At 67.3% G+C, this 18,580-nt stretch carries 13 protein-coding genes; 3 read left to right on the top strand and 10 right to left on the bottom strand.

Going from position 1 to position 18,580, the window contains the following annotated elements; genetic code table 11:
• Positions 1-144: 144 nt before the first annotated feature.
• From RPB_RS23255 to RPB_RS23230, 6 genes are all read right to left on the bottom strand, one after another.
• The gene (locus tag RPB_RS23255; RefSeq protein ID WP_011443485.1) at positions 145-849 is read right to left on the bottom strand and encodes a carbonic anhydrase; all 705 of its coding nucleotides are present in this window, start codon (positions 847-849) and stop codon (positions 145-147) included.
• 102 nt (positions 850-951) lie between these two features.
• The gene (locus RPB_RS23250; protein WP_080507890.1) at positions 952-2,253 is read right to left on the bottom strand and encodes an MATE family efflux transporter; all 1,302 of its coding nucleotides are present in this window, start codon (positions 2,251-2,253) and stop codon (positions 952-954) included.
• 75 nt (positions 2,254-2,328) lie between these two features.
• Positions 2,329-2,631, bottom strand: coding sequence for a DUF6460 domain-containing protein (locus RPB_RS23245; protein ID WP_011443483.1), 303 nt, complete (start codon positions 2,629-2,631; stop codon positions 2,329-2,331).
• A gap of 70 nt (positions 2,632-2,701) precedes the next feature.
• A complete protein-coding gene (locus tag RPB_RS23240; RefSeq protein WP_011443482.1) occupies positions 2,702-4,570 on the bottom strand; it encodes an ATP-dependent DNA ligase in 1,869 nt (622 codons plus the stop codon).
• Positions 4,567-5,622, bottom strand: a complete 1,056-nt coding sequence (locus RPB_RS23235) for a ligase-associated DNA damage response exonuclease (protein WP_011443481.1) — start codon at positions 5,620-5,622, stop codon at positions 4,567-4,569. Before RPB_RS23235 ends, RPB_RS23240 begins: the two co-directional genes overlap by 4 nt.
• A 167-nt stretch (positions 5,623-5,789) precedes the next feature.
• On the bottom strand, positions 5,790-7,139 hold the full coding sequence (locus RPB_RS23230; protein ID WP_011443480.1) for an outer membrane protein: 1,350 nt from the start codon (positions 7,137-7,139) through the stop codon (positions 5,790-5,792).
• Between the two features lie 355 nt (positions 7,140-7,494).
• On the opposite strand from RPB_RS23230, the gene RPB_RS23225 reads away from it, so the two are divergent.
• From RPB_RS23225 to pdeM, 3 genes are all read left to right on the top strand, one after another.
• A complete protein-coding gene (locus RPB_RS23225) occupies positions 7,495-8,715 on the top strand; it encodes an ABC transporter substrate-binding protein (RefSeq protein ID WP_011443479.1) in 1,221 nt (406 codons plus the stop codon).
• A gap of 129 nt (positions 8,716-8,844) precedes the next feature.
• A complete protein-coding gene (locus tag RPB_RS23220; protein WP_011443478.1) occupies positions 8,845-11,658 on the top strand; it encodes a ligase-associated DNA damage response DEXH box helicase in 2,814 nt (937 codons plus the stop codon).
• 107 nt (positions 11,659-11,765) lie between these two features.
• Positions 11,766-12,464 (top strand): ligase-associated DNA damage response endonuclease PdeM, encoded by a 699-nt coding sequence (gene pdeM / locus RPB_RS23215; protein ID WP_011443477.1) that lies wholly within the window; start codon positions 11,766-11,768, stop codon positions 12,462-12,464.
• Positions 12,465-12,521: 57 nt separating this feature from the next.
• Here the strand turns inward: pdeM and RPB_RS23210 are convergent, their stop codons facing one another.
• From RPB_RS23210 to RPB_RS23195, 4 genes are all read right to left on the bottom strand, one after another.
• Positions 12,522-13,313, bottom strand: coding sequence for a TIGR02186 family protein (locus tag RPB_RS23210; RefSeq protein WP_011443476.1), 792 nt, complete (start codon positions 13,311-13,313; stop codon positions 12,522-12,524).
• Positions 13,313-14,236 (bottom strand): sulfite exporter TauE/SafE family protein, encoded by a 924-nt coding sequence (locus tag RPB_RS23205; protein ID WP_011443475.1) that lies wholly within the window; start codon positions 14,234-14,236, stop codon positions 13,313-13,315. The genes RPB_RS23210 and RPB_RS23205 overlap by 1 nt, the downstream gene beginning before the upstream one ends.
• A gap of 164 nt (positions 14,237-14,400) precedes the next feature.
• Entirely contained in the window at positions 14,401-17,718 is a 3,318-nt protein-coding gene (locus RPB_RS23200) for a tetratricopeptide repeat protein (RefSeq protein WP_011443474.1), read from the bottom strand.
• A 222-nt stretch (positions 17,719-17,940) separates the two neighbouring features.
• Positions 17,941-18,489, bottom strand: coding sequence for a TetR/AcrR family transcriptional regulator (locus RPB_RS23195; protein WP_011443473.1), 549 nt, complete (start codon positions 18,487-18,489; stop codon positions 17,941-17,943).
• Positions 18,490-18,580 lie beyond the last annotated feature (91 nt).

Raw genomic sequence — 18,580 nt, 5'->3', positions numbered from 1 at the left:
GAAGGCGAGCGGAAGCCCAACCATCGCCGGATTGCACGCGCCCCGATGTCGCGTCGATCGACACGTGGCGGATGGACGCACGATAGCGCCGCCATCCGACGCGCGCCGGATCGCGCCGGAGAGGCGAGGGGCTTGTCGCCGAAGTTACACCAGCGTGACCTTGCCGCTGGCCAGATCATAGACGCCGCCGACGACTTTCAGTTTGCCGGCCGAGACCATGTCCGCCAGGATCGGCTTCGATTGCTGCAACTGCTGCACATTGCTGCGGACGTTCGCGATTACCGCTCGCTGCGGCAGGTCGTCGCCGGCCTGCTTGAGGGCGGGCTCGATCCCGGGCTTCATCGCGCGCACCAGATCGCCGATGTGACCGGGCAGGTCATTGCCCTTCTGCAGCGCGCCGATCGTGGCGTTGACCGCGCCGCAATTGCTGTGGCCGAGCACCATGATCACCTTGGTGCCGAGCACCGCGGCGCCGTATTCGAGACTGGCGAGCCCGTCCTGCGTGACGAAATTGCCCGCGACGCGAACGACGAACAGACTGCCCGGCCCCTGGTCGAACGCCAGTTCCGGCGCGATCCGGGAATCGGCGCAGCCCAGGATCGCGGCGAAGGGCGATTGGCTTTGCGTCCGGGCAACCCGGCCGGACGAGAAATCACGCTCGCGTAGTTCGTTGCCGACATAGCGCGCATTGCCCTGCATCAGCTTGTCGAGCGCCGCCTCGGGCGTATCGCTCGGCTCTTTCGCCTGCGCATGGGCTGCCAGCGGCAGCGATGCCGCGGCGAGTAGTCCGAGCCCGCCTTGAAACAGTTTCCGACGAGACAGGGCATTGTTGGGGCAAGCGCCGCACATTTCAGCTCTCCTTTTTGCGATCCTCGGAGAGATGGTATTTCGGTGACATGGATTTCGCGAAGAGCTGTTTTGACCGCAACTCATTCTGTCGTGAAATCCGAGCTAATCCGGTGCTGTCAATTTTAGGAAAGTTGAACCGGCCGTCGCAGCCGGAAACGAGGTGCGTAGCATCGCCGGATAGCGCAGCGCCTGCAGCCCGCCGCGCCAGACGTAGTGCAGCAGCAGCGCGATCCACAGCCCGGTGTTGCCGAGCGGGCGCAGTGCCAGCCAGCTCGCGAAGAACAGCACCAGCGACAGCAACATCAGATTGCGCATCTCGCGCGCCCAGGTGGCGCCGATGAAGATGCCGTCGAACGCGAAGGCGAACACGCCGAGCACCGGCGCCAGCGTCACCAGCCAGAGATAGTCGCGCGCGGCGCGGCGCAGTTCTTCGTTCGACGTCATCACGTCGATCAGCATCGGGCCGGCCAGCGCGTAGGTCGCGCTCACCACCAGCGCGAAGCCGAAGCCCCACAGGATCACCAGCCGCGTCGCCGCGACGAAGCCGGCGCGGTCGCGTGCGCCGAGCGTTCGGCCGCAGAGCTGCTCGGCGGCGTTGGCGAGGCCGTCGAGAAAGAACGCGCTGACCATCAGGAAATTGTTGAGCACCGAGTTGGTGGCGAGCACGACGTCGCCGTCGCGGGCGCCCTGCGCGGTGAAGAACAGGAACACCGCGATCATCGCGGCAGTACGAATCATGATGTCGCGGTTGACCGCGAACATCCGCTTCAACTTGTCGGAGTCGAACAAGGCGGCGCGCGACGGCCGCGGCACGCCGCGGAACAGCCAGATCGCGACCGCAAGCCCGACGACCAGCCCCGAGCCCTCGGCGATCACCGCCGCGATCGCCGCGCCGGCGATGCCGAACTCGAACCACAGCACCAGCGCGATCGTCGTCGCGATATTGATCAGGTTGATCGCGACCTGCACGCCGAGCGCGAGCTTGGCGCGCGCCTGCCCGACCAGCCAGCCGAGCACGGCGAAATTCGCCAGCACCAGCGGCGCGGACCAGATCCGGATGGAGAAGTAGGCCTTCGCCGCCGCGCTGACGCCGTCGCTGCCGCCCATCGCGCCGATCAGCGCGGCTGCCATCGGCGCTTGCAACGCGATCAGCGCCAGCCCGATCAGCGCGGCGACGATCAGGCCGCGGACCAGATGAGCGGGCACTTCGCGGGTGTCGCCGGCGCCGAGTGCCTGCGCGGTGAACGCCAGCGTGCTCATCCGCAGGAAGCCGAACAGCCAGAACAGGCAGTCGAAGATCACCGACGTCATCGCCACGCCGCCGAGCATGGTGGCGTCGCCGAGTCGTCCGATCGCCGTGGTGGCGACCACGCCGAGCAGCGGGGTCGTCAGGTTGGCGACCATCGCCGGGCCGGCGATGGCGAACACCTGCCGGGAGGTGACGAACGAGGCGGGAGGCAAAATTCCGATCCGCGCGGATTATCTCCCGCGCGGCGTGCCGAACAGGCGAGTCAGCAGCCAGATCGGGATCACGATCCCCGCGCCGAGCAGGAAGTAGCGCCACACCCCGCTGATCGCGTCGAAGCCGAGATCCCAGATTCGCTGGAATAGCAGCCGGATGCTGACGAGGATATTCCACGGATCGAGGCCGATCGCCGCCAGCACGACGCCGACCAGGATCGACATCAGCACCAGGCGGAACAACACCGCGAGCGGCGAGCCGCCGAGGAAGCGGGTCAGGCTGTCGTCGGAGGCCGGAATATTTCGGGTGTCGTCGCGCATCACTGGGTCCTCGTGCGGTGCGGCCGCATGATAATCGCTGTCGAGCAGATGGGGAACCGGCCTGATGGCGTCAATGGCTGCTCGGGGCGGCTTTTTCGGGGCCGGCGGTGTCGGCCTTCAGCATCCGTTCCAGCGTCGCCAGCCGGTCGGCGTCGCGCGGCGGCTTGTCCCAGCGCAGCCGGCTGATTCGCGGAAACCGCATCGCCACGCCGGACTTGTGCCGCGGCGAGCGTTGCAGCCCCTCGAACGCGACTTCCAGCACCAGGCCCTGGTCGGGCTCGTGCACGACATGGCGGACCGGGCCGAATTTCTCGGTGGTGTTGCGGCGGACGAAGCGGTCGATCTGCAGCAGCTCCTCGTCGGTGAAGCCGAAATAGGCTTTGCCGACCGGAACGAGCTGGTCGCCGTCGTCGCCTTCAGTCCAGACCCCGAAAGTGTAGTCGGAGTAATAAGACGAGCGCTTGCCGTGGCCACGCTGGGCGTACATCAGCACCGCGTCGATGATGTGCGGGTCGTGCTTCCACTTCCACCACTGGCCTTTCGGCCGGCCGGGCAGATACAGCGCGTCGCGCCGCTTCAGCATCACGCCCTCGACCGCGTCGGCGTCGAGGCCGGCGCCGGCGCTGGCCGGATCGCGCCGCGCCGCCCGCAAGCCGTCCCAATCGTCGAACGCGACCGTCGGCGAAAGATCGACTCTGGGGTCGTCGAGCCGTGCGATGAAGCGCTCGAGCCGCGCACGTCGATCGACGAAGGGCTGTATCCGCAGATCCGCGTCGCCGTCGCCGAGCAGGTCGTAGGCGCGCAGATGAATCGGATACTCCTTGATCAGCTTCGGCGTCACCGATTTGCGGTTGAGCCGTTGCTGCAGCACGTTGAACGACTGCACCCGGCCTTCGCGCAGCACCAGGAGTTCGCCGTCGATCGCGCCGGGCAGCCGCAGCGATGGCAACAGGTCCGGGAAGCTCATGGTGATGTCCTCGCCGCTGCGCGAATACAGCCGCACCACGGTTTCGCCGTCGTCGCCGATGCCGCTCACCGCCTGGACGCGGATGCCGTCCCATTTCCATTCGGCGATGTAGTCGGCCGGGGTCATGGCCTCGAAGTCGGCGTCCTCGACCGCATGCGCCAGCATCACCGGGCGGAACGGCGCCGGATCGCGGTTGACCGGCTGCGGGCCGCGGCCGTCGAGCCAGGCGAACAAGTCGAGATAGGGCGCCTCGAGCCCGGGCCAGACCAGTTCGACGTCGTGCGGATCCTTATCGCCGAGCGCTGCGGCAGCGGTCTTTGCGAGGCGCGCCGAGATGCCGATCCGCAGGCCGCCCGTGACGAGCTTCAACAACGCCCAGCGTCCGGTCTCGTCGAGTTCGTCGAGCCAGCGCGCAAGCTGCGCCGGCAGCTCGGCCTTGCCGAGGCTGTGCAGCGTGGTGACGATGTCGGTGAGCGTCGGCGGCGGCGGGTTGTTGTGGCCAGCTTTCGTTGCTGCGTCGGATAGTGGAGAGGTGTGTTCACCCGACGGACTGCGCGCTCCCTCTCCCGCTTGCGGGAGAGGGGTGGGGTGAGGGTGCGCCGAGGAAAAGCTCCCGTTGTCGACCCCCACCCCCGACCCCGGATCAAGTCCGGGGCAGGCTCCCTCCCCGCAAGGGGGAGGGGAGGAGGCTCGGCCTCGCGGCGCAGGCCACATCAGCGCGACCGTCTCCGACAGGTCGCCGACATAGTCGTAGGACAGGCCGAACAGCACCGGATCGGTGCGTTCGGCGATCAGAGTCCGGATCAGGCCGGGCTTGGCGTGGCGAAACGACAATGCGCCGGTCAGCGCGGCCAGCGCATAGCCGCGGTCGGGGTCTTCGGTGGCGCGGAAGTAATTGGTGATCAGCCGCAGCTTGTTGTTGCGGCCGGGCTCATAGGCGAGGCGGTCGAGCAATTCGGCGAACCGGTTCATGCCTCGGCGGCCTCGGTCTCGCCCGCCGCCAGGCCGACGTCTTCGTCTTCGTCACCGTAGCCGACCAGATCGAGCGGGCGCGCGGTGAGGCCCTTGCGCTGGCACCAATGCACCAGCGCGTCTTCCTGGCCGTGGGTGACCCAGACTTCGCCGGCGCCCGTTGCGGCGATGGTCGCGGTCAGGCCGTCCCAGTCGGCGTGGTCGGAAATCACCAGCGGCAGCTCGACGCCGCGCTGCCTCGCGCGGGCGCGCACCCGCATCCAGCCGGAGGCGAAGGCTGTGAGCGGATCGGGGAAGCGCCGCGTCCACAGATCGGACGTCGCGGACGGCGGCGCCAGCGTGATGGTGCCGGCGAGCTCGGCCTTCTTCACCCCCTTGACCGGCCGCAGCTCGCCGAGCGGCAAACCGCGCTGGGCATAGTAACGCGTGATCTTCTCCATCGCGCCGTGCAGATAGATCGGTGCATCATAGCCGGCATCGCGGATCAGTGCGATCACCCGCTGCGCCTTGCCCAGCGAGTACGCGCCGACCAGATGTGCGCGCTCCGGAAACAGCGCGACGGATCCGAGCAGCTTGCGCACTTCCCCGGTTGCGTCGGGATGGCGAAATACCGGCAGCCCGAAGGTCGCCTCGGTGATGAAGACGTCGCACCGGACGAGTTCGAAAGGCGTGCAGGTCGGGTCCGGCGCGTCCTTGTAGTCGCCGGAGGCAACGATCCGGAGGCCGCCGCATTCGACCGCCACCTGCGCCGAACCGAGCACGTGGCCGGCCGGATGGAAGGTCACTGTCGTCTCGCCGAGCCGGATCGTTTCGCCGTAGCCGATCGCCTGCGTGCTGCCGGCGAAATTTTCGCCGTAGCGCAGCCGCATCATGTCGAGCGTTTCCTGCGTCGCCAGCACCGCGCCGTGGCCGGGCCGGGCGTGGTCGGAATGGCCATGCGTGATCACGGCCCGTTCGACCGGCCGCACCGGGTCGATGTGGAAGCCCCCTGGCTTGCAGCACAGGCCTTCGGCTTGGGGCATCAGGATGTCTTGCGGGCGCATCGACGACATATAGGCGGGCCTCGACTGCAAACGAGTCTCGACCCGCCCGGTTCCGTCGACCGGCTTCTCTTTCAGCGGGAAGCGGAGGCTTCCCGCCGCGCCGCTGCGGCATCATCCAAACAAAAACCCCGGCCGTGAGGCCGGGGTTCGATATCTGTCGTCGCTGTCGGGAAGGCTTAGTACTTCGCAACAACCGGCTGGTTGAAGTGATAGTTGATGCCGGTGCGGAGCATGTGATTGGTCACCTTGGAGGTGCTCACGGCTGCGCCGCCCAAGAACGAGTCGGTGGTCGAGCCGAGGTCGACGTAGAGATATTCGGTCTTCGAGGTCCAGTTCGGGCCGAGCAGGCCGAACAGCTGGAACGGCGTCTCGACGCCGGCGCCGACCGCATAGCCGCTGCGCGAGCGGTTGAAGGTCTCGTTGCTGAACGCGGTCACGACGTTGGTCTTGACGTTGCCGTAAGCGTAACCGCCGGTGGCGTAGAACAGGGTCGAGCCGACCGTGTAGCCGAGGCGGGCGCGGGCGGTGCCGAACCAGGGAAGCTTCTGGTTGTAAAGGAGGAGCGAACTTAACACCGCGGCCCGGTCATCCTTCTGGGTCGAGCCTTGGAAGTCGGCCTCCGCACCGAACACCCAGTTCGAAGCCTGCCAGTTGTAGCCGATCTGACCGCCGCCGACGAAGCCGTCCGGCGAGAGGTTGAAGTTCTCGCTAAAGATCACCGACGAGGTCGTCCGGTTGCGCGCGGTGGCGCCGCCGAAATTGCCGCCGAGATACAGGCCGGCCCAGTTCGCCGGGGGCGGCGTGATGTACATGCCGTTGCCGCCGATGCGATAGTTGAGGCCGACGCGGAAGATGCTCTCGCGATATTCGGTGCGCAGCGCCTGGGTGCCGAACACGTCGTTGCGGTTGCCGAGGTCGAGATACAGATATTCAATCTTGCCGGTCCAGTTGCCGCCGATCGCCGCTTCGACGCCGGAGCCGATGGTCCAACCGGTGCGGGTCTCGCTGAAGGCGAACGGCACGATGCCGCCGATCTGGGTAACGGTGGTCTTGACGTTGGCGGCGGCGAAACCGCCAGTGAAGTAGCCGACCACCGGGCCGCGCACCAAGCCCACGCGGCCGCGCACGGTGGTGAACCAGTCCAGCTTCTGATTGTAGTTGGCCGCGCCGAGCGGGCTGCTCAGGGTGGTATGGCCGTCGGTCATACCGCTGCCCTGGATGTCGGCTTCGACGCCGATCAGCAACGGACCGAGGAAGGTGGTATTGGACTGCCAGTTGTAGCCGATCTGACCGCCGCCGATCACCCCCTGGGGCGACAGGTGCGAGGCAACGCCGCCCGCCGGGACGGCATGGGTCTGAAGGTCACGACCGAGGCCGACGCCGACGTTCGCGCCGATGTAGAAGCCGGTCCAGTCATAGACGGCCGCGATCGGCGCCTTGAGGTACGGGGCTTTGACGGCAAGATCGGCCGCCTGGGCGCTGACGGCTGAGCCAATGAGCGCGACGCCGACGAGAATCTTTTTCATGAGTGGACCTTCCTGACAATTGCCCAACTATTACCCGGCATGCCCTCTTTGCGCTGTACCCGTGCGGCCACAGTCGCTGAAAATCGGTCCCCGGCCTCGCCGTAAATGATTGATTAACGGACTGAATCCGAGCGGAGCGAAGTCCGCCGGAGGCTGCGGCACCAAGTCGCTGGGAAGAATCGACAAATTCATTCGAATTTGCCGCCAAGCGGCAAATCCCGCTCCAATTTCGCGCGCCGAGGGTTGCGGTCCTGAAGTGTTCCGCACAGGATGACTTGCCGCAAAGAGCGATTCAAGCCGCGGCAAACGAGAACCGGACGCGCCAGCGAACCGGCACAACAGGGGAGGAAACTCAATGAATTTACGCCCGAATTCCGTTTTCGCGTCGGCAGCCGCGGTGGCCGCGGTTATGCTTGCGGCCACATCGGCTGCAGCGGCGGAGAAGAAATACGATCCCGGCGCCAGCGACACTGAAATCAAGATCGGCCAGACCGTGCCGCATTCGGGTCCCGGTTCGCTCTATGGCGTGCTCGGCCGCGTCGGCGAAGCCTATTTCCAGATGCTGAACGACAAGGGCGGCATCAACGGCCGCAAGGTCAAATTCCTGACCCTGGACGATTCCTACAGCGCGCCGAAGGCGGTCGAAGCCACCCGGCGGCTGGTCGAGCAGGAAGAGGTGCTGGCGCTGTACGGCTCGCTCGGCACCGCGCCGCAGACGGCTGTCCACAAATATCTCAACAACAAGAAGGTGCCGCAGCTGCTGCTGAACACCGGCGCGTCGAAATGGAACGACCCGAAGAACTTCAAATGGACCATGGCGGGTCTGCCGCTCTATCCGACCGAGGCGCGGATTCTCGCCAAATACGTGCTCAGCGTGAAACCGGACGCCAAGATCGCGATCCTCTATCAGAACGACGATTTCGGCCGTGACTTCCTCGGCCCGTTCAAGAAGGTTTTGGAAGACGCCGGCGGCAAGGCCAAGGTGATCGCCGAGGCCAGCTACGATCTGACCGAGCCGACCATCGACTCGCAGATGATCAATCTGTCGAAATCCGGCGCCGACGTGTTCTACAACATCACCACCGGCAAGGCGTCGTCGCAGTCGATCCGCAAGGTCGTGGAACTCGGCTGGAAGCCGCTGCAACTGCTGTCGGCCGGCTCGACCGGGCGCTCGATTCTCGAGGCCGCAGGCCTCGACAACGCCAAGGGGATCGTGGCGATCGCCTATACCAAGGACATCGGATCGCCGAAATACGCCGGCGACCCCGACGTGATGGCGTTCGAGGAATTGCGCAAGAAGTACCTGCCGAACGTCACGCCGGACAATTCGATCGCGTTCTCCGGCTATGCGCAGGCCGCCGCCATGGCGGAAATTCTGCGCCGCTGCGGCGACGATCTGACGCGTGAAAACGTCATCAAGCAGGCGTCGATGCTGGGCGGATTCCGCGCTCCGCACATGCTGCCCGGCGTGAGCTACTCCTACAAGCCGGACGACTACACTTCGATCAAGACGCTCTACACGATGGAATTCAGCGGCAAGGACTGGATCGTGTCCGACAAGCCGGTCGCTGAATAACGGATCTCACCGCGTCCAGCGCTGACGGGACGCCCGCCTTCGGCGGGCGTTTTGCGTTTCCGGATCGCATGGCCGGCGGAGCCGCGCGACGATCTCGATTTTGACGCGACGAATGCCTAGCTTGGCGATGTGACCATCGCCGATTCCGACGCTCCCCTCGATCTGCTGCCCGACCGCTTTCGGCACTGGTTCGCCGCACGCGGCTGGACGCCGCGCGCGCACCAGCTAGCGTTGCTGCGACAGGCGCGCGCGCAACGCTCGGCGCTGCTGATCGCCCCGACCGGCGCCGGCAAGACACTGGCGGGCTTTTTGCCGACGCTGGTGGAGTTGAGCGAGGCGGCGCCTAACCTCTCCCCGATTGCGGGGAGAGGTCGACTAGCTGGCGTAGCCGGCAAGTCGGGTGAGGGGGCTGATGAGTTGCCCATTGCCGGGGCAGCTGTGTGCGCCGAGGCGCCCCCTCACCCGGCGCGCCGAGCTGCGCTTGCCGCGCCACCCTCTCCCCGCGCGCGGGGAGAGGGTTCGAGCCGCGGTCTCCATACACTGTATATTTCGCCGCTGAAGGCGCTGGCGGTCGACATCGCCCGCAATCTCGAAGCGCCGATCGCGCAGATGAATCTGCCGATCCGGGTCGAGACCCGCACCGGCGACACGCCGGTGTCGCGACGCGCGAGGCAACGCAAATATCCGCCGGACATTCTGCTGACCACGCCGGAACAGCTCGCGCTGCTGCTGGCGTCCGACGATGCGCCCTATCTGTTCGGTTCCCTGCAGCGCATCGTGCTCGACGAGCTGCACGCGCTGGTGACCTCGAAGCGCGGCGATCTGCTGTCGCTGGGGCTGGCGCGGCTTTGGCGGATCGCGCCGCAGCTTCGCGCCACCGGGCTATCGGCGACGGTCGCCGATCCCGATGAGCTCGCGCGCTTCCTGGTGCCGCAGCCGTTCGTTCCCTCTCCCCTTGTGGGAGAGGGTGGCGCCGAACGCAGTGAGGCGACGGGTGAGGGGGCGAGCGCGGGCGCCGAGCCCGCAGCCTACCCCTCACCCCGGCCCTCTCCCACAAGGGGAGAGGGAGAACAGGCCGACATCGTCGTCGCCCGCGGCGCGGCGCAGCCGATCGTCGAGATGCTCGACACCAAGGAGCGGCTGCCCTGGGCCGGGCATTCGGCGCGCCATGCGCTGGCCGAGATCTACGACCTGATCCGGCGCAACACCACCACGCTGGTGTTCGTCAACACCCGCAGCCAGGCGGAGATGCTGTTCCAGGAACTCTGGCGCATGAACGACGACAATCTGGCGATCGCGCTGCATCACGGTTCGCTCGACGTCGCGCAGCGCCGCAAGGTCGAGGACGCGATGGCGGCGGGGCGGCTGCGTGGCGTGGTGTGCACCTCTTCGCTCGATCTCGGCATCGACTGGGGCGACATCGACCTGGTCGTCAATGTCGGCGCGCCGAAAGGCTCGTCGCGGCTGATGCAGCGGATCGGCCGCGCCAATCACCGGCTCGACGAGGCGTCGCGCGCGGTGCTGGTGCCGGCCAATCGCTTCGAAGTGCTGGAATGCGCTGCCGCAATCGATGCGGTCGCCGAAAACGCGCAGGACACCCCGCCGCAACGCACCGGCGCGCTCGACGTGCTGGCGCAGCACATCCTCGGCTGCGCCTGCGGCGAGCCGTTCGTCGCAGATGAATTGTACAAGGAAGTGCGGAGTGCGGCACCTTACGCCGATCTCAGCCGGGCTGATTTCGACGATACGCTCGATTTCGTCGCCACCGGCGGCTACGCGCTGAAGAGCTATGAGCGCTTCGCGCGCATCAGGCAGGACAAGCAGGGCAAGTGGCGCGTCGCCAATCCGAAGGTGCGGCAGGCTTATCGCCTGAATGTCGGCACCATCGTCGAGGAGGCGATGCTGAAGGTGAAGCTGGTGCGCTCGGCGAAGTCCAAAGGCGGCGGCCATACCGGCGCGATCGCGCGCGGCGGCCGGATGCTCGGCCAGATCGAGGAGTACTTCATCGAGGGCCTGACGCCGGGCGACACCTTCGTGTTCGGCGGCGAGGTGGTGCGCTACGAGGCGCTGATGGAGGATCAGGTCTACGTCTCCCGCGCGCACGACAAGGATGCGCGGGTGCCGTCCTATATGGGCGGCAAGTTCCCGCTCTCGACCTATCTGGCCGAACGCGTCCGCGGGTTGCTCGCCGACAAGCAGGCGTGGAAGGGGCTTCCTGATCAAGTGCGTGACTGGCTCGCGCTGCAGAGCAAGGCGTCGCGCGTGCCGGGCCGCAGCGAGCTCGTGGTCGAAACCTTTCCGCGCGCCGCCAAATACTACCTGGTCTGCTACCCGTTCGAAGGACGGCTGGCGCATCAGACGCTCGGCATGCTGCTGACGCGGCGGCTGGAGCGTGCCCGCGCCCGGCCGCTCGGCTTCGTCGCCAACGAATATGCGCTCGCAGTGTGGGGGCTCGGCGATACGTCTCACATGATCCGGCAGGGGCGGCTCGATCTCGACGCGCTGTTCGATCCGGATATGCTCGGCGACGATCTCGAAGCCTGGCTCGCCGAATCGGCGCTGATGAAACGCACCTTCCGTTACGCGGCGATCATCTCCGGGCTGATCGCGCGGCGCTTCGCCGGCGAGGAAAAATCGCGGCGCCAGGTGCTGTTCTCGACTGACCTGGTCTACGACGTGCTCAACAAGCACCAGCCCGACCACGTGCTGTTGCGCGCCGCGCGCGCCGACGCCGCCACGGGGCTGCTCGATTTACGGCGCCTCAGTGATATGCTGACGCGAATCAAGGGGCGCATCGTCCACAAGGAACTCGATCGCGTGTCGCCGCTGGCGGTGCCGGTGATGCTGGAAATCGGCCGCGAAGCCGTGTACGGCGAGGCTTCCGACGAACTGCTCGCCGACGCGGCCGACGAACTGGTGCGCGAGGCGACCGAGCGTCGCTAGAAGAACTGGATGTTCCGCATCCGCTCCGTCATGCCCGGGCTTGTCCCGGGCATCCACGACCACTGCTTCCCCCCGTGTCCATCGTGATGGCCGGGACGAGCCCGGCCATGACGATGTTTGCTGATCCGCTTCCGATCAACGACTCCGCAGTATCGATTGCCGGCGCTACGTTCGCCGCCGATCTGTCCGGCGTGCTGTATTGGGAGCGCGAGCGGCTGCTGGTCGTCTCCGACCTGCATCTCGAAAAAGGCTCGAGCTATGCGATGCGCGGCGTGCTGCTGCCGCCTTACGATACCGTCGCCACGCTGGGCCGGCTCGGCGCCGTGGTCACGCGTTTCAATCCGCGCACGGTGATCGCGCTCGGCGACAGTTTTCACGATCGCGACGCGCATGGCCGGCTGTCAGGCGGCAATCGCGATATCCTGATGGCCCTGCAGGCGGGCCGTGACTGGATCTGGATCGCCGGCAACCATGATCCGGCGCTGCCCGCCGATCTCGGCGGTTGCGTCGCCGACGAGGTCGCGCTCGGCGGCGTGATCTTCCGCCACGAGCCGACCGGGGCGCACGGCGAAATCGCCGGCCATCTGCATCCCAAGGCGCGGGTCAGCCGCCGCGGCCGCAGCGTCGAGCGGCGTTGCTTCGCCGGCGACGGCAGCCGCATGGTGATGCCGGCGTTCGGCGCCTATGCGGGCGGGCTCAACATCCGCGATGCAGCCTTCGCCAGGCTGTTCGGCTCGGCCGTGGTCATCGCCCATGTCCTCGGCGACCACCGTCTCCACGCCATCGCAGCGTCGCGCTGCTGCTGAAAGGCCCTGTTCGGCCCCGCGCGTCGAACGCGCCCCGGATTGACGCGTGCGGGATGGTCAGTCGCGACGAAAGACGATCGACGCCATCCATCCGGTCGCGAGCGCCATCAGGGCGGTCACCAGGCCGTAGATGATGCCGTGCTGCTTCGCCGCGGTGGCGACGAATTGTTCGAAGCCGACCTTGGCGATCTCGAAGGAGGTCTCGGTCTGGGTCAGCAATTCGCCATTGCCGAGCAGCTTGATGTGCACTTCGTAGCTGCCGATCGGCACTTCGGCCGGCAATGGAATGCCGGTGCGGAACAGCGTCGGCGTGAGGAACTTCACCGCCGCGGGGTCCTGCTCGTACAGCTTGCGTTCCTCGCGGAGCCGGACGAAGGCGGTGCGAAACTGATCGTCGGCGACGACGTCGGCATAGTCGGTGCCGATCCGCTGCGTCAGCAGCGTGTGTCTGATGCCGAGTTGTTGCCGCCGCCGCACGTCGGGCGCGGCGATGGCCTCGATCGGGCGGTTGGAAAACACCGCCAGATAGCTCGGCACCATCAGGAATTCGCGCGAATCGCTGTTGATCCAGATCCCGAATTTCCGTTCCTTGCGCCGCGTCACCATGTTCGTGCGCGGGCCGATCACGGTGACCACGAGGTCGTAGGGCATCTGCGCGACCGGCGCCGGAGAGTCGCGCTCGACCGAACCGAACAGCACCAGCTCGCCGCCGGAATAATTCGGCGTCACGGTGACCCGGGCGTTGGAGACGGAGACGATCAGTTTCTCGGCCTGCGCCGGCCAGGCGCAGGCGAGCCCGAACGCAGCTGCGACGGTGAATGCGAAGGCCGATAAGCGACGCCGTGCCATCAGCTCGGCCCCGTATCACGGATGGTGAAAAGCTCGTCCGGGCGGATGCCGAGCTCGACACCGAAGCGGACCCCGACCCCGAGCACCAGAAGGCCCAGCAACAGCCGCAGCTGCTCGCTGCGGATGCGCTGGCCGGCGCGGGCGCCGAACTGCGCCCCGGTGACGCCGCCGATCATCAGCATCAGCGCCAGCACCGCGTCGACCAGATGGTTGGTCGCAGCGTGCAGGATGGTGGCGATCAGCATCGTCACCAGCGTCAGCACCATCGACGTGCCGACCACCATGCTGGTCGGCACCCGCAGCAGATAGATCAGCATCGGCACCAGAATGAAGCCGCCGCCGACGCCCATCACCGCGCCGATGAAGCCGATCAGGAGGCCGATCGTCACCACCGGGATCACCGACAGATACATCTTGGAACGTTTGAACCGGATCTTCAGCGGCAGCGCGTGGATCCAGTTGCGGTTGCCGGTGCGGCCACTGAGCGCGACTTCGCCGCGGCGGGTGCGCAGGATCGCTCGCAGGCCCTCATAGACCATCAGCCCGCCGACTCCCGTCAGCAGCACCACATAGGCCAGCGCAATCGTCAGATCGAGCTGGCCGATCGAACGCATCAGCACGAAGAACCACACGCCGAGGGCGGTGCCGGCGATGCCGCCGCACAGCAGCACGAAGGCCAGCATCGGATCGATCGCGCGGCGCCGCCAATACGACAAAGCCCCGGAAAACGACGAGGCCGCCATGTGGCTGGTGACGGACGCCACCGCGACGGCGGGCGCGATGCCCACGAAAATCAGCAGCGGGGTGAGTAGAAAGCCGCCGCCGACGCCGAACATGCCGGACACGAACCCGACCGCGGCGCCCATCGCGAGGATGAGCAGGACGTTGACCGGCAGGTCTGCGATCGGGAGATAAAGCTGCACGCGCGGTCGCTTCGGAGTTCGTCGCTGTGGCTGAAAGCGCGGATCGTCGACCCGACAACCCTGAATAGCCGAAATCGGGCTGAGCAGGGATTAACGAATCCGCGACGACCGGGCTTTTTTCAGCCCGGCGGCCGGATCGTTTTCAAGACGGTGAACGAACAGGCTTAACGCGCGGCGCGCTTGCTGGTCGCTGGTTTGGCTGTGGCGGTCGCCTGCGCGTCCCAGCCGCCGGCCGGCGCCGCGACCTTGACGGCGCTGTCGGGCTGCGGCTCCACGGTGAAGGTCTGGATCGCGAGCCGGGCCGCCGACAACGACTGCGGGTCGAGCCGCTTGGCGACGTCGTCGCGTTTGCGCGCGGAATCGGCGTCACCCTGGGCGGCGGCGAGGCTGAACCATTTGAACGATTCGGCGAGGTTCTGTTCGACGCCGATGCCGCGGGCATAGAGGATGCCGAGGTTGAACTGGCTGTCGGCGACGCCGCGCTCGGCCGCCTTGCGGAACCATTCCGCAGCGCTCTTGTAGTTGGCGCCCTTGGCGCCGCCATCGGCGTCGAGCACCGCGAGATTGTGCATGGCCTTGGCGTTGCCGCGGTCCGCCGCCTGAATGTAGAAGCGCCGGGCCGTGTCGAGGTCCTTCTTCACGCCGAGGCCCTTCTCGTTGAGGGTCCCCATCCGGAACATCGCCGGCACGATGCCGGCTTGCGCCGCGCGGCCGTACCACTTCGCCGCTTCCTCGAAATTCGCGGTGATACCCTTGCCGTCGGCGTAGCGGTTGCCGACCTCGTAGGCCGCCGCGGCGTCGCCCTTCAGCGCGGCCTTGCGCAGCGCCTGTCCGCCGATCGCGTCGGGGAGGGTTTCGCCGGCCGGAATCGCGACCGTGGCCGTGACCGTGGTGTTTGCGGCGGCGTTGACCTGCGGCGTCGGGATCGTCCCGGTGACGTCGGCGGAGGCAGGAGCGGTGGACGGCGCGGGCGGCGCAGCAGGCGTTTGCGGCGGCGCGAACAGCGACTGCCGATTGATCGGGGTCGGCGATGTCATCGACGGGGCGGGCGTCGGCGTGGCGGGGTTCGCCGCGGGCGGCTCGATCTCTTCGTCCCCACTCTGCGGCATCAAGTCCTGCGGCGCCGGTTCGCTGAGGCTGGCGGCCGGGGTCGGGTGGCCGTCATCGAGCAGATTCATCGCCATCTTGAAGGTGCCGAGCACGATCACCACGACGCTGGCGCCGACCAGCAGCGAGCGGATCTTGGACCCGATGGTCGATCCCGGCTTGCCGGGAGCCGGGCCGGACTTGCCGCCGTCGCCCTTGGGCTTGTCGCCGGATTGGGTGGTGGCCGCTGCCGCGGCCTGCGCGGCGCGGCGGGCGGCCGCGATGAAATTCGAGCTGCTGGCGGGCTCCGGCTTGGCGCCGGCGAATTCGCTGATGGCGCTCTCCGAGGCTGCGATGCGTTCCGACGGCGACGCCACCCGGCCGGGAGGGCGGGTGCCGGGTTCGAGCGGATGATCCGGTGGCAGCGAGGCATCGGCGGCGAGCCTTTGCGGCGCGATCTGCGGCTCAGGGGCCGAGGGGCGGCTGACGGGCGGCGCCAGAATATCCATGATCGCCCGCGGTCCCGGCGTCGGCTCGGGCTGTTCCGTGGGCCGCGTCGGCGCGAACTCCCGCGGAGCGGCCGCGAACGCGGTCGCGGCTGCGGGATTCGGCATCTCCGGGCGCGGCGGCAGCGAGATTTGCGGCGCCGCCGGCGGAGGCGTGACGACCGGCTGCTGCGGCTGGGCGGGTTCGCGCGCCGCCGCGGGTTGCGGCGCGGACCGCGCCTTGCGCAAATCGCCTTCGATCATCGCCAGCCGGTCGACGACGTGGCCGAGCGTGTTGTGAACCGCTTCCAGCGAATCCTGGGTGTGGCGTCCGGTTTGCGACTGGCTCAGGCGGATGTCGGAAATTTCGCGCTTGATCGACTCGACGACGCCCGGGTCGAACGGCGGCGCGGCCGGCGCGCGACCGAGATCGGCGATGCGGTGGAAGCTCTCCTGCTGCCGCTCGAGCATCCGGAGGATGTCCTGCAGCCCTTCCTCGACCCGGCCGAGATCGCCGCTGCCGCGTTGGACGGCGGCGGCTTCCATCCGCTCGAGCAGGTAGGAAACACGCTGTTCGAGATGAGCGAACGCCGACGAGCCGTCGTTGCCGACCGGCATCTGATCGAGCCGCTCCGACAGCGCCCGCACCGCGCCTTCGAGCTGCTCGGTGGATTCGGTGGCGATCGGCCGTTCGCGGTTCTCCAGCGCCGCGGTCAGCGCCGAAATCCGGCTTTCCAGCGCCGCGAAGGAATCGCTGTGGCTGTCGGCGCGGGCGAGCTGATCGACCTTGTCGGCCAGCGTGTGAACGTTGTCGCTGAGCTGCGCCAGCGCCTCGTTGGAGGCGACGTTGGAGACGATGCCGCGCAATGCGCCGATTGCATTCTCGAGCTGTTGCAGCGTGCCGGGATCGTCGCTGTTGCGCACGATCATGTCGATCTTGCCGCCGAGATTGCGGATCGCCTCGTCGAAGCCGGCGAGCTGCTCGGCCGGCGTCAGCGAGCGCAAGGCATCGCGGATTTCGCCGAGCGCGCGTTCGATCCCGGCGATCACGCCGGCGTCGCTGCCGTTGGCACGGGTCTCGTCGAGCCGCTGCGACAGCGATCTGATCTCGCTTTCGAGCGATTCGATCGCCTTGCGCGGCAATGCTTCGGTGATGGTCTGGCGGATATCGGCGAGATCGGCGCGGAACGCCGCGATCGATTGCTCGATCACGTCGGGGCGCTGCAGCGCGTCGATCTGGCTGGTGATCTTGAGGAGCTGTTGCTCGAGGCTGGAAAAGTCGGGCCCCGGCCGTGCCTGCGGCGGCGCCATCGCCGGCGCGATCGGCGGCGACTGGCGCAGCGGCATCCGCTCCACCGGGGCGTCGAGCTCGGACTGGCGCGCGGCGATCTCGGCGATCGCGCGATCGAGCGCACTCGGATCGAGCGGCGGCGAGGCGTGATAGACCTGCGCCGCGGCGTGCTCGACGCGTTCGGTCGGCGATTGCGGGGCGGAGGCAGCGGCTCGGGGCGGCGCGGCCTGCGTCGGCGCGACGGCTGAGGGGGCCGCCGTAGCGACCTTGGGTTCGGTGATCCGGGCGAGCCTTGCGTCGAGTCGCGAAATCGCGTCGTTGAGCTGCCGCGCCACGCCGGGCTCGCTGCGCACCGGGGGGCGTGAAATCTGGTCGATCTGGCGGGCGATGGAATCCAGCCGTTGGTGAATTTCGGCGACCTCGGTCGCGTTCTTTTCCGCCAGCGGGGCGCGGATCGACTCCCGGGTCGTGTCGGCCGTCGGGTGCGGCTGAGGTGCGCTGTCGCCGAGCTGACCGTCGATCCAGTCGGCGAGCGACATGCCAGCGCGCCGGGCGGCGGCCTCCGCCCTTTCGCGCACTGACGGTTCGATGCCCTCGACGCTCCACGATACGCGATTCATGCCCTTGTCCGCTTCCGAACCGGCGCCTGCGGCGCCCGCGAATCCTCCCCGTCGTGTCCGTGCCGAAAGACACCCGAATTCAATGCGGGAGGGCCGCCTCTGGCATCGACTTTTTCCTGTTAGGGTAAATACCGAGTTAAGGATTTGGGCGGTTGCGCCGTAAAGTTGCCGGTCGCGACCCGCCCGCCACACCTTCGCGCGGTCGCCCGGTGTGTTCGCTCGCTATCGGGTGAACAGGGCGCTCAAATCGTCGATATCCGATTCCGTCACGACGGTGTGGGCCGGGTTCAGCACCGCGGTCTGACCGATATAGGCCCAGTACAGAAATTCGGCCCGCGGTAGCGCGCGCCGGCCTTCGACGCCCGACTCGATCATGAGCTTCGACAGATAGTCGATGCGCCGGGCATCCACCGAGGCGACCATCGCCGCCGCAGTGGGATCGGTCGCCGCAAGCTCGCGGATCGCCCGGTCGAGGCTTCGGTCCTCGTTGAAGGCGAGCTTCATCAGATGCGTCAGCCGCGCCGGCCCGACGATGGCGGCGTCGATGTCGCGAAACACCTGGTCGGTCGCTCGCTCCTGCCAGAGCTGCAGGAGTTGCAGGCGGAAATCGGTGGCGTCCCTGAAGTGCCAGTAGAAACTGCCCCGCGACACCTCCAGCCCGGCCGCGAGATCGCCGACCTTGAGGGCATTCGCCCCGTGCCTGGCCAGCGTCCGCAGCCCGTGCGCGAGCCAGTCCGAACGTGTCAGCCGGTCCTTGGTATCTGAATCCATGGCCGGACCATACACCAGTGTATTGACAGGTCCAAGCCGCGCCGTTACATGCCATTCATAGGTGTATGGAGATGATCCGACAGAATGCGGC

The organism is Rhodopseudomonas palustris HaA2, assembly GCF_000013365.1.
GTDB classification, from domain to species: domain Bacteria; phylum Pseudomonadota; class Alphaproteobacteria; order Rhizobiales; family Xanthobacteraceae; genus Rhodopseudomonas; species Rhodopseudomonas palustris_J.
The sequence above is the reverse complement of the archived record's forward strand: the minus strand, read 5'-3'. Positions and strand labels throughout refer to the sequence as shown.